The organism is Sphingobacterium sp. 1.A.5 (assembly GCF_002734235.1).
Taxonomy (GTDB): domain Bacteria; phylum Bacteroidota; class Bacteroidia; order Sphingobacteriales; family Sphingobacteriaceae; genus Sphingobacterium; species Sphingobacterium daejeonense.
The window spans coordinates 31,623-44,958 of record NZ_PEBA01000003.1 but is presented as its reverse complement, the minus strand read 5'-3'; the positions used below and the strand labels follow the sequence as shown (position 1 = coordinate 44,958).

The 13,336-nt window shown below is 37.5% G+C and carries 9 protein-coding genes; all 9 read left to right on the top strand.

The window, feature by feature from the left end:
- Window positions 1-44: 44 nt before the first annotated feature.
- The 9 genes from CRT24_RS02740 (at window position 45) to CRT24_RS02700 (ending at window position 13,292) form a co-directional block, all read left to right on the top strand.
- Window positions 45-1,505 carry a PLP-dependent aminotransferase family protein gene (locus tag CRT24_RS02740; RefSeq protein ID WP_257213953.1) on the top strand — a complete coding sequence of 487 codons (1,461 nt, stop codon included), beginning with the start codon at window positions 45-47 and terminating at the stop codon, window positions 1,503-1,505.
- Window positions 1,506-2,121: 616 nt separating this feature from the next.
- Entirely contained in the window at window positions 2,122-2,241 is a 120-nt protein-coding gene (locus CRT24_RS21165; protein ID WP_257213960.1) for an ATP-binding protein, read from the top strand.
- Between the two features lie 1,868 nt (window positions 2,242-4,109).
- Complete coding sequence (locus tag CRT24_RS21160; RefSeq protein WP_257213952.1) at window positions 4,110-4,232, top strand: hypothetical protein; 123 nt, start codon at window positions 4,110-4,112, stop codon at window positions 4,230-4,232.
- Window positions 4,233-4,256: 24 nt separating this feature from the next.
- Window positions 4,257-5,915, top strand: a complete 1,659-nt coding sequence (locus CRT24_RS02725; RefSeq protein ID WP_099369725.1) for a hypothetical protein — start codon at window positions 4,257-4,259, stop codon at window positions 5,913-5,915.
- Window positions 5,916-6,017: 102 nt separating this feature from the next.
- Window positions 6,018-6,461: a DUF1080 domain-containing protein gene (locus CRT24_RS02720; RefSeq protein WP_257213951.1), complete on the top strand. Its 444-nt coding sequence runs from the start codon at window positions 6,018-6,020 to the stop codon at window positions 6,459-6,461.
- Between the two features lie 126 nt (window positions 6,462-6,587).
- Window positions 6,588-7,046 carry a MaoC family dehydratase gene (locus CRT24_RS02715; RefSeq protein ID WP_099369811.1) on the top strand — a complete coding sequence of 153 codons (459 nt, stop codon included), beginning with the start codon at window positions 6,588-6,590 and terminating at the stop codon, window positions 7,044-7,046.
- Window positions 7,047-7,066: 20 nt separating this feature from the next.
- Window positions 7,067-8,131: a 3-oxoacyl-ACP synthase III family protein gene (locus CRT24_RS02710; RefSeq protein ID WP_099369724.1), complete on the top strand. Its 1,065-nt coding sequence runs from the start codon at window positions 7,067-7,069 to the stop codon at window positions 8,129-8,131.
- A 144-nt stretch (window positions 8,132-8,275) separates the two neighbouring features.
- Window positions 8,276-11,515 carry a TonB-dependent receptor gene (locus CRT24_RS02705; RefSeq protein ID WP_099369723.1) on the top strand — a complete coding sequence of 1,080 codons (3,240 nt, stop codon included), beginning with the start codon at window positions 8,276-8,278 and terminating at the stop codon, window positions 11,513-11,515.
- Window positions 11,516-11,525: 10 nt separating this feature from the next.
- Window positions 11,526-13,292 (top strand): RagB/SusD family nutrient uptake outer membrane protein, encoded by a 1,767-nt coding sequence (locus tag CRT24_RS02700; RefSeq protein ID WP_099369722.1) that lies wholly within the window; start codon window positions 11,526-11,528, stop codon window positions 13,290-13,292.
- The last annotated feature ends 44 nt before the right edge of the window (window positions 13,293-13,336 follow it).

Sequence of the window (13,336 nt, the reverse complement as noted above, 5' to 3'; positions counted from 1 at the left end):
GTGAGGTTGAAATTGATTTCATATTACATATTTGTAATAATAAATTGAAACTTGGACAGGGAACAATCCCAGATCTATATGTTACGATGAAAAAGGAGTTTTTATATAATGAGATAGCAGGTAATATTGCCAACAAAATTAGAACAGGTGTGTTGAAAGCAGGCGAACGCCTACCATCTGTAAGGAAGTTGAGCAAGGAACATGGAATTAGCATTAATACGGCGAAAAGGGTTTTTCTTGAACTGGAAGCCCAATCACTTGTACAGTCAAAACCGCAATCGGGTTATTTTACCAGTCCATTGAATTATTTAAAGCTACCGTTACCCGAAATAAGTCAACCTGTACCTGTTGCCAATATCCGGGAACCGGACGAATTAATGAACGGAGTTTATTCAACAATGGGGCGCAGGGATTTAACCCTATTTTCTATCGGTGTACCATCCGGCAATCTTCTACCATTGGCAAAGCTAAAAAAAGAAATCGTACTTGCCACGAGGGAACTGAAAGAGGGTGGAACAGAATACGAGCCACTACAGGGCAATGTGAAACTCCGTAGGATGGTGGCAGTTCGCTCGTTGGCTTGGGAAGGAAATTTAAAGGAAGATGATGTAATTACTACAAACGGTTGTATGAATGCCTTAGCGTTATGTCTAATGGCTTTGACCAAACGGGGTGACACCATTGCCCTCGAAAGTCCATGCTATCCCGGTATCCTCCAACTTGCTGTTAGTTTAGGATTGAAAGTCTTGGAAGTAGCCACACATCCTGTAACGGGAATAGACATTGATGCATTAACAAAAGTGTTACCTAAGATAGATGTATGCCTTTTAGTACCTAATTTCAATACGCCTTTGGGATATTGTATGCCCGATGAAAGTAAAAAAGAAATTGTAGGCCTGCTGTCAAAGGATAATATTCCGCTTATTGAGGATGATACTTACGGGGATATTCATTTTGGTAATGAACGTCCGAAATGCTGTAAGTCTTTTGACAGGGATGGCAATGTCCTGTGGTGCGGTTCGGTTTCCAAAACACTTGCCCCCGGGTACCGTGTAGGTTGGGTTGCTCCGGGCAAGTATAAGGAGCAGATACTTAAACTGAAACTTATACATTCTCTATCTTCGACCTCTGTCATTAATGAAGCGGTAGGAAACTTTATAATGACCGGAAGATATGAGAACCATCTTCGTCACTTACGCAGGACATTACAGGAAAATTATCAGAAATGTGCAGATGCCATAGCAGAGTATTTCCCCGAGGGAACCAAGATAAGCCGACCACAGGGCGGACTTGCCTTGTGGGTGGAATTTCCAAAAGATATTGATACGGGAGAATTATATAACTATGCACTTAAAAAACAAATAAGTATATCACCCGGAAGGATTTTTACACTACAAAACCAGTTTCATAATTGTATGCGTCTCTGCATTGGTCTGCCGTGGACAGATGACCTAAAGTTAAAATTGAAACGGCTTGGTAGCCTTGCAAAAATGATAAGGAATTAGCTTAGTCTTGCCGTATCAAATGCTGTAAATCGGGATCATTCTTGATGCGTTCCCTTTCGCTTTCTACAATATATTTAATGTACGATTTTTATTGCCTTAAATTTCCAAAAACGGTTTCGAGTTTTATACCAGCGGGGTTACTATCAAAAAAAAGTCGGATTACTTGAGGAAATCGGCTTTTTTGCTTTCCTTAGGGTGGTTTTGGAACATCCTCGTTACCCGTTTCGAAAACCCTCAAAACGGTGTGTTTTGCATAGTTTTTTGTTGAACCTCACGTAAAACCGCCACAAATACGTCACAAAGGTTTTCGTGGTAATGAAAAGATTATGGCAACCGTAGGCGCAGAGGTTTATGAACACCACAAAAAAGCAGATGGAACCTAGAATGTAAAAATTAGAGTCTATCACAAAGAGGAAACAAAAATTAGCGACACTCCTCCCGAAAGTCTCATAATCTTTTTCTCCCTGGTTCGAACCCAGGGGGGCGTACAAATTTAAAAGTCGTTTTTCTGAATGAAAATACGGCTTTTTTCGTTTCTAAGGGCAATTTGAATCATTTGCCCTTCACTTACCAGAGCTCATATCTTTAGGAGCTAGAAAAATTGTCCTAATTGGAAGTGTTGATATTCGATGACATCAGATTGCGGGCATTCGACAGTCAATATCGCGAAACATTGATGGCTGTCATAGACGACAGGTATGACAAAAGGTCTACAATAATATTTTCTCAGAAATAAGGAGAGCCCATTTGAAGAAACTTCATGAATTAATGGAATAGAAATCTCTCGCTTCAATCAGGTTGTATTATTCGATGAGAGTACCTTATTCATCACACCTTCCAACATTAACCTTCGTAATATTTTAACTGTCAGTTACAATTCATGTGAGGTCAAACTTTCAAGCAAATTCTCGAGTTCCTGAAAAACAGTTTTCAGAAAAAATGACAAAAGAAAACCTCTAAAAGTTTGCCGTTTTCAAATCACTTAATAAGGGTTGGTGTTCGGATAAAACAGAATGATAATAGTCATATTTTTCCACTATTTATAACCGGAGCAAAAAAGGAAAACCTTAAAATCATTAAATGAACTGAATAAATTCAGACTAACAAGAAGAATGACCGTTGAACAGATAGCCTTAGGGGGGTTGTTTAAAAACCACAGTATCTTGTTCCTGTTCCAGCAAGAACCTTTCATATTTGGAAGGAAACTGCGGATATAGAATTTACCTTATCCCAAGGGGAGTGGAGCGAACTTGAATTGGAAGGAGGTATTAATATTCTACTATTTGGCAACAGTTATCTGCATCATACCAAAAACGGGGGAAAGAAAATATCTTTTTTATTAGGGCTATATATGGCATTAGAGTATAGTTATTGACAAAAAAATAACAGCTAGCATTTCCAATTATATGGAGAATTTCAAAGTGAAATTTTTATAACAAAACTTAAATAGATTAAGGTCCCCTGGAGAAGGAGACCATTAATCAACCAATTATAAACCTATGTTTGTTATGAGAGGGCAATTTTAGTAAAAATTAACGTTATTAATGTATTTCACGTAAAAGTAATCATTTTTTTTAATTAATACTGTGTTTTTTGATAAATAAATTGTGTTATGTTGCGATTAATGTTGTGATGATTTGGATTTTTATTGATTTTTATCAAGAAATTATTAAAAAATCATATATTATTTTGATTAATGAGTTGTTTTGTGAAAACAAAACGCACGTTTATGTCTATAAAATTCTGTTAGTAGTATTTTTTAATATATAGAATACATTGTTCGAATTAAATTTATAAATTTTAGCGGTTAAAAAAGGTTTTAATTTGACTTTTTTTATTTTGAACATGCTTTAGACTGTTTTTTTTTTCTAAAGAAAGCTTTTTATTGACTTTATTGCTGGATGCGGGTTGTCTGTTTCCTAAAAAATTATTTTCTTTAGTAAGACTAGCGAGTTAAGATAAATACAAGGAAATATATTCGTTTAACATGGATCTTGAACATTATATTGACCAGCAGCTTTACAAATGCATCGGGAAAAAGGGAACTATTCAATTCAATACAAAATTGAATAATTCGATGTCAAAAGGGATAGTTTACGGAGGCCCCGATCATTCTATGGTGCTATTACATTTAACCTGCCATTCGTTAACGTCCTGTCTCACCCTAAAGGTCCTCAATCTGTCCTACAAACGATAAAGGATAATCCTACCTAAGTTAATGGGTGGGAACTAACTTTTGAACAAATAGCATTCCCGAAAGTATAATTATGGTAGCATGTATAAATGAAGAACAGTATATAACCTACAATCCAGGATTTTTAGTATGGGACAATCTGGACGATAATAAAAATAAAATGGTCTGATCAAGAGAATTTGTTATTCTTCAAGAACATCAGTAATAACCATTACTGCTGTAGCATAAAAACTACAGAATGAATTTCACTTTTCCCACAACACTTAAAAGCAGGCTGAAATCAATTAAATTTGCGTGGTTTTATTAAAAACCGACTCAAATAGTCAAATACTAAGTTTTTAAAAATGTCAAAATATAGCAAAATTTGTAAATCTAAAATTTATATTTCCCCAAAGATTACAATTTGTGAAGTGGAGTTAGAAGAGTCTATTGCAGCAGGTTCTGCTAAGATTATCCCTATGGGAAACAATGGAGATTACCAAGTGGATGAAAAATGGACTGAAGATAATTTTACCCAGGACGTAAGTTGGTAAATTAAATAGAAAATAAAAATTAAAATGAACGAGTTTATATCAAAGCAAAAAGTTTTCGCGTCAATTTTGTGCATCAGCCTTTTTTTTCTTTTTTCATGTTCTGAAAAACAGGATTTTTCTGTTAATGGAAAAGCGAGCCTCAGCGTTAACTTAATTGGAGAATCGATCAAAAATAGTAAAGCAACCTCTTCTGGAAATAATAACCAAAAAATTATTAAAGCTTCTCACAATGGCAGGCAAAAAGTGGCGAATGAAAAGGGCTATCAAATAAAGTTTGATAAAGATCATGTGGTGGAAGTAATATTAAATCCAGTTGAAGAAATAAATTTTGTCAATGAATTTCAGGGAGAGAGCAATAAAGAATTGAGGGCATCTAACAACTCAACTTCTATACAGCAACCTCTGGGAAGCAATATAAAATACCATGTTGCAATTTATAAAGGTGATAATCTAGTGCAACAAAAAACATTCTCTCCAAACGGAACTAATACCCCATTTACCGGTCTTGATGCAGGCTCAGGTTACAGTTTAGTTGCTTATTCATTTGGTAATACTTCAATAACTCAGATAAATGCATCTCAAAGACTTAGCGAAGCTTCTATACCACTTGAGTCAGACACGAAGTTTTTGTACTTTTTCAAAGGCAACATCAGCTTTTCTGGAGAAACAGAGAATAGAGTTGACGTAATACTGGACAATAAAATAGCTGAAATTAAAACTCTTAAATTGAATATAAATTCAGTAAAAATTCCTGGGAACTTCAATGCTATTAGGAATGTGTATTTGGACTCGTATGGTGAGGGCAATGCTAAAATAGCTGATGGAAGTCTAAGCTTTTCGTCAAATTTGATTCAGAAAGGATTTGATTTTCCAGCAATTGTCAATTCTAGGGAAATTATTTCAACCAATTCACTTCCTGTTAAAGTAGCAATTCCATCTGGAACGACAGGTGCTGTTCTAAAGATCGGATCTCTATCTATTGGGGGTGTGACAAAAAAGAATTTGGAAGTACCTCTGAATATTATTCCAGGAACCCGATATGAGATTACATTGAACATAAAGGAGTTTTCTAGCGATGGAATACAAATAGGAGACCTTATTTGGGCTCCTGGGAATTTAGTGTCGTTATATAATGGAACCTCCTGGGCATATTCATTTCTTTCAGATCAAGATCAATATTCTAAGGACGAAAAGTCAGGAGATTTTTGGATGGCGGGAAAAGTTATTCCCGGAAGAAGCTTTACTAATATGAACTCTCCGATTTCTAGATATAATGATTACCCCTCTGGTGATCCTTGCTCAAAAGTTTCCCCAGAATGGAGGACTCCTACCAAGGGTGATTTTCAAAAACTATTTTCAGGGGCAAAGTTTAACGGTAATCCTGGTATCCCTGGAACCTATGGAGCGTCATCTACTAAAGGTAGGTACTATGGACCATCCAGTCTTGTGGTAATTCCTTCCGATATTTCTGAACAGAAAAAATATTTATTTCTTCCGTATACTGGAACTTTTAGGAATGGAAATATCAGCCGAGACATGGTGGATGGTGCTAATTATTGGTCAGGCACGGCTGAGTCAAACGAAAACTACAATTCACTTCATGTTAGGCAGGGATATTCCAGTTTAGGAGGATGGTGGAAACTTGAACTTAATCCTATTCGTTGTGTAAAAGATGCAATATAATCAGATCTAAGTCTCAACTTAAAGACATTGGTTTATGTAGTAGTTTTTTAAACCCCAGAAATGTTTATTATATACTGGTAATGAAAATAATATAGAGGTGTTATGTTTCATTCTCAGGATCCTCGGACGATTTTGAAGGAACAGGACTGGCCCATTTCTGTTGAGATGCAGTTGTTGGCGGGCTTAGGAGATGGAAAACCAAGACCAACAGGCAATATGTGTTCGCCAGGGGCTAATGTAGTCTATAAGGGGAAAATTGCAGATTCGCATTGTTTGAATTCAACTTCCAAGACTTATGATAAAGATCAATGGGTAAAAGGCGAATTAATAGTTTACGGAGACTCTTTGATACAACATATTATTGAGGGAGATACTGTTCTAGAATATTCCAAACCTCAGATTGGAGGAGGAACCGCCAATGGTTTTGACCCTAAGATCAAGGTCGACGGAAAACTGTTGAGCAGTGGATTTATCACACTTCAGAGCGAAGGTCAACCTGTTGACTTTAAGAATATTTGGATAAAGGAGTTATACAAACCTAAATAGAAAAATCAACTTTACTTACCGTAGATTGTTTAATCTTACGTAAGATTAATGCAATAGAATTCCTATTTGATTTAATTAATGTTTAACTTGGTTCTTCTACCATACAAATTAAAAACTCAAAGAAACATGATTGTAATAAACAATTTTGAAGAATATAAAGCCCATGAAGGAAAGGTTCTGGGAGTATCTGACTGGCATAAAATTGATCAAGAGCAGATTAACCGTTTTGCGGATGCTACCTTGGACCATCAATGGATCCATACAGATGAGCAAAGAGCCAAAACAGAAGGACCTTTTAATTCGACTATTGCCCATGGATATCTTACTCTGTCGTTGATTCCTTACTTATGGAAACAAATTGCGGACGTGAGGAATGTGAAAATGGAAATCAATTACGGGATTGAGAACTTCAAATTTGGACAAGCAGTCCCTGTAAATGGTGAAGTGCAATTGCAAGCAACCGTAAAATCTATTACTAACCTGAGAGGAACTGTAAAAGCCATCATTAATGCAAAATTATTGATTAAAGATCAGGCCAAACCGGCATATCAAGGGGATGTTATTTTTCTTTATCATTTCAACTAACATAAAATTTCTTTATCAAGATGCTGAAATCTAAAATAATTGCAACAGGGGCGTATATACCAACAGAGATTATCCCGAACGAGAACTTTCTGAACCATACTTTTTATGATGCTGATCAAAAACTTATTCGACAGCCAAATCAAGAAATAATCCGAAAGTTCAAGAACATCACAGGGATATCTGAAAGAAGATATGCTGAAAAGAGCATAAAATCTTCTGACATGGCTAGTATTGCGGCCAAAGAAGCAATTATGATAGCAGGAATAGATCCTGAAACAATAGATCAGATTATTGTTGCACACAATTACGGCGATATTGATTCATTTGGCGGAACTCGTGAGATGGTTCCTTCCCTAGCATCTAAAGTCAAGCATAATCTAGGCATCAAGAATACAAAGTGCATACCTTATGATCTTATTTTTGGATGCCCCGGCTGGCTGCAAGGTGTTATCCATGCAGACTTAGCAATCCGTGCTAATGAAGCAAATACCTGTCTCATTATTGGTGTAGATACCTTGTCGCGGATTTTAGACCCCGCGGATCGTGATAGCATGATTTTTTCCGACGGTGCCGGAGCATGTATTCTTCAAAAAAATGAAGATGACAACAGTGGTATTTTAATTACTGCTGCCAGATCGCATTCTATCGAGGAACTGGATTATATTAGTTCTGGAGGTGGGAATTGCGGCACTAACAATGATACTCGCTTTATAAAAATGAAAGGTCGCAAGGTATATGAGTATGCCTTGACCTATGTTCCCCAAGCGATGAAGGAGTGTTTTGATGCTTCTGGGGAAAATATAGAAAATCTTAAAATGGTTTTTATCCATCAAGCCAATGAAAAAATGGATGAAGCAATAACATCTAGATTCTTTGAGCTATATGGCATAAATGAACTGCCGGCGAACGTTCTTCCGATGAATATAAGTACGATGGGAAATAGTTCTGTTGCGACCATTCCTACGCTATTGCATCAGGTATTGAAAGGGGAGATCGAGGGGTATTCATTAGAAAAAGGGGATCTTGTTCTTTTTGCTTCAGTAGGAGCGGGTATGAACATCAATGCGGCTTGTTATCGAGTTTAGGGGGAGTGTTTCGATAGGTTTTGCTTAATTCGATGTTGTGTTTGTTGCAACAAGCATAGTTTGTTAACATATTGTTAATATTTAGCTGATTACTTCTTAATGAATTACTTGTAGGTTTGGAGAATAATCTAAATCTACTAACCGATGAAAAAACACAGACTGCATGCATTGTATGTCTTAGGCATGGCGCTAACCTCATTTTCTCCAAACATGGTATTTGGAGGTAAAATGGCCAATGCAGAAACATCCATCAATCAACAAAAAGAAATTACTGGCCGCGTGTTTGATGCAACCGGAGTTCCTTTGTCAGGAGTTACAGTAATAAACCTACAAACCCAAGCATCAGCCCAATCAAATGAAGATGGATCCTTTAGTATTTCTGCTGAAAATGGTCAGCGATTGCGTTTTAGCTACCAAGGATTTGTTTCGCAGGAATTAACGATTCAGGATCAAAGCCAGGTTACTATACGTTTGGAGCTTGACAATACAGCCTTGGACGAGGTAGTTGTGGTAGGTTACGGAACACAAAAGAAAGCTAATCTAACTGGGGCAGTTGACCAAGTTGGTCCTGAAGTTTTCGAAGGTCGACCCTTAGCAAATGTTAGTCAAATGCTTCAAGGTGCTGTTCCGAACTTGAACATTATGCCTGCCGATGGTAAACCAACAAGAGCACCTAGTTTCAACATTCGCGGTACCACTTCAATAGGACAGGGCGGAAGTGCCTTGATCTTAATTGATGGTGTTGAAGGCGATCCTTCTATTTTAAACCCAAACGACATTGAATCCGTATCTGTTTTGAAAGACGCGTCATCAGCCGCAATATACGGTTCGAGAGGTACTTTCGGGGTGGTTTTGATTACCACAAAAAGAGCAAAAGAAGGGCGTAGCACCATTAATTATTCTGGAGGCCTGACTTCACAGTCTCCAACTACTTTGCCAGATTTTGTTACGGACGGTTATACCTATGCAGAGCGATTCTTCGCTGCCTATAATGCATGGAACAACTATTCTTCTATTCCAAGTAAATTGAACAAAACGCAAATATTTACTGTGGATTGGTTGGAAGAATTCCGCAAAAGAAAAGAAGCGGGGAATACTGAAACGGTTACCGTTAATGATAATGGTGAATATGTTTACTATGCGAATGAAGATTACTATGGCGCATTGTTAAAAGACAGAACCTTTGTACAAGACCACAATCTATCTGCGAGTGGTACTTCTGGAAAAATAGATTACTTCTTGTCAGGTAGGCTTTTTGATAATTCTGGTCTGTATAGGTACAATACCGACACATATAAGAGTTACAATACGAGAGCAAAAGCCGGATTGCAAGTGACTGACTGGTTGCGAGTAGAAAATAATATTGATTATTCATTTGTCAAATATCACGACCCTTCCACAGCTGGTGAAGGTGGAAATATATGGAGAAATATTGCAGATGAAGGTCACCCTTCTTCTCCGATCTATAATCCTGACGGCAGTTTTTCCTTTTCTGCAGCATATACACTTGGTGATTTTATCTACGGAAAGAATGGTACGGATTTCGAGAAAAAAGACCTTAGGAATACGACTTCCTTTGCTACCAAGTTTTTCAATAATACCTTTAGAATAAAGGGGGACCTAACATTCCGTAATAGAGATTATGGTTCTACTCGCGTTCGTGTACCCGTTCCTTACAGCGTAAAAGAAGGTGAAATTATTCCTCTAAAGACAGGAATGAATGATAATATTTATCAAGTAGCTCAAGAAACAAATTATTTGTTTACAAACCTATATGGTGAATATGAGAATACATTTGCCGAAGATCATTATTTTAAAGGATTGCTGGGTTATAATTATGAGCAACAGCGATATAATTCCACCTATATTACCAAAACAGGTTTGTTGACCACTGATGTTGATAATATTAATTTAGCACTTGGCGATGCGGTCCAAGCAACAGCAGGATATAATAGATACCGTCTTGCGGGTTTATTCTTCCGTTTAAACTATATCTATAAAGACCGTTACTTGTTTGAGGCAAATGGTCGTTATGATGGTTCATCAAAATTCCCGACCAACGAACAGTGGGCATTCTTCCCTTCGGTTTCTGCAGGTTGGAGAGTTTCTCAAGAACCATTCTGGGAAGTTAGTCCTGAAGCCATTTCTGAGTTCAAGATCAGGGCATCCTATGGCTCGCTAGGAAATGGTAATATTGCTCCTTATTCATTTTTGGATCTATATAATATCAATGCTTCAGGCAGGGTTTTGGATGGCAGAAAGAACATGTATACCAGTGTTCCTACTGTGATTCCTAACAACCTGACTTGGGAGACTGCCAGAACTGCCAACTTAGGGGTCGACCTTACTTTCTTAAACAACAAAATCAACTTTACTGGAGATATCTACCGCAGGGAAACATTGAATATGTACACTGCTGGTCAACAATTGCCGGAAATCTTTGGAGCTACTTCTCCTAAAGGTAACTATGCAGATATGACCACCACAGGTTTTGAAATGACCCTTTCTTATCGCGACCGTTTTCAAATTGGTGAGAAAGAACTAGGATTTGGAGTAAAAGCAACCTTGGCGGATTATAGATCTACGATTGATAGATTTAACAATGAAACAGGTAATTTGAACGATTACTATGCTGGAAAGAGATACGGGGAGATTTGGGGTTATACCACACAGGGTCTATTTTCATCACAAGAGGAAATTGACGGAGCACCCAAACAAACCTTGATCAAATCATCTAATTCAGGCAAAATTTATCCTGGTGATATTCGATTTGCAGACTTGGATGGAAATGGCGTTATCGATTATGGCAGCAACACATTGGATAATCATGGTGATTTGTCCGTGATTGGTAATGAAGAACCAAGGTATATTTATGGACTTAATCTAAACTTAGATTATTCGAATGTTTATTTCTCAGCGTTTTTTCAAGGAGTTGGAAAACAGGATTGGTACCCAAGTAATGAATCAATTTTCTGGGGACAATATAACAGACCTTATAACAACTTGCCTACTTGGCACCTGGACAATTATTGGACAGAAGACAATATGGGGGCATATTTTCCAAGATACGCAGGTTACAATACTTCTTTAAAACAAACTACCCAAACACGTTATCTCCAAAATGCAGCCTATATCCGTTTGAAAAATATTCAGTTGGGCTATAGTTTCCCTCAAAGCTTTGTTTCAAAACTTAAGTTACAAGGTTTGAGAGCTGGATTATCTGCTGAAAACTTGTGGACTTGGTCTCCGCTTTATAAGCGAACGAAAGATATTGATATTGCTAATATCGGAAGTTCTGACCCTGATATAGGTACGGGAAGCGGTGATGGATTTAACTATCCGACTATGAGAAGTATTAGTTTCAACTTATCTATCAATTTTTAAGAACTAAATTATGAAAAATATATTTTTAGCATTAAGTATTTCAGTTCTATTATTTACTTCATGCGAATTAAACGAGATACCAGAAGCTACTGCAACGGAAGATGATATCTTCGGCACAGAAAGTGGCTTAAAAACATACAGTTATTCTTTCTACAACAATATAACATCAGGTTCGGATGCATTCAAAGGAGATGCAATGGCTGATTATGGAGCAGTTAATAATCTGAATGATTTTATTGTCGATGGTTCATACTCTGCAGAAACTAGTACAGGCTGGTCATGGTCTGCACTGCGGAATATTAATCATTTCATTGTGAAATGCAACAACCCTAATTTAAGTGAGTCTGTCAAGAATAATTATATCGGAATAGCTCGCTTTTTCAGAGCTTGGTTCTATTATAATATGGTGGTTAGGTTTGGAGACGTGCCTTGGGTAGACCGTCCATTAGGATTGGAAGATGAAGAAAAATTGTATGGTAAAAGGGATTCTAGGGTACTTATCATGGAAAAAATAATGGAAGATCTAGACTTTGCCTATGCTAATATTGCTGCAACTTCTTCTGATGGTACGTTAGTAACCAAATGGACTGCGATGGGGCTTAAGTCACGGGTAGCATTGTTTGAAGGAACCTTCAGAAAATATCATAAAGAATTGAACTTAGCCTCCACTGCAAACCAATATCTGCAATTGGCAGCAACTGCTGCTGAGGAGGTAATGACTAAAGGCCCCCATAAATTAAATACCGCTGAAGGTCCTGATTTGTCGCAAAGGCAGTTATTTATCAGCACAAAACCGGTTACCAATGAAGTGATGTTGGCTGTAGCATTCAGCAGTGAATTGGCCATTATGAATGATGCAAACTGGTGGTGGACTTCAGCAACTTATGGTCCTAGATACAGCTTGGTAAGACCTTTTATCAATACTATCCTTAATATTGATGGAACGCCATATACGGACAAAGCAAACTTTATGACCGAAGAATTTTTTGAAGAATGTCAGAATAGAGATAAACGACTTGCTCAACTCATCCGTACCCCGGGGTATAGGAGAGGCGGTGCTTCAGCACCACCGAATTTTGCGAGTTTCACCTACACAGGATATCAACCGATCAAATATACAATGGATGATCCTTCTTATGATAATGGAGGGACAAATACAAATGCTGTCCCACTGATGCGCTATGCAGAAATTCTATTGAACTATGCTGAAGCTAAGGCTGAACTGGGCACATTGAATGACCAAGATTGGGCGAAAACTGTTGGGGCATTAAGAGAAAGAAGTGGAGTTACAGGAGGTACAAAAGTATTGCCATCTAAAATTGATACTTATTTACAAAAGACATTCTTTTCTGATGTCACCAGCCCTATTATTTTAGAAGTAAGAAGAGAGAGACAGGTTGAACTTGCTTTAGAAGGCTTCCGGTTCAATGATCTTAAGAGATGGAAAAGAGGGGAGTTGATGGCAAGTCTTCCTTGGACTGGAATTTATGTTCCAGCATTAGACAAACTGATTGACTTAGACCATGATGGCAAAGTGGATGTTGTATTTTTTGACGGTAACAAGGAAGCGCCGGGCATTTCCGTACCAGCAGGAATAGCTAAGGTGCCAATCGGTGGAAAAGCCAATAATTTTCAAACGATGACGTCTACTAATCACCTGGAATGGTTTAAGGCTCAACCACGGACATGGTATGCTGATGGAAGGCAGTATCTATACCCAATTCCAGCAAATTCAATTGTGCTAAACCCTCAATTGGATCAGAATCCAAATTGGTAGAATTTTTCCATCAACGAATTAACTTTCTCAAGTGTTCATTGGAT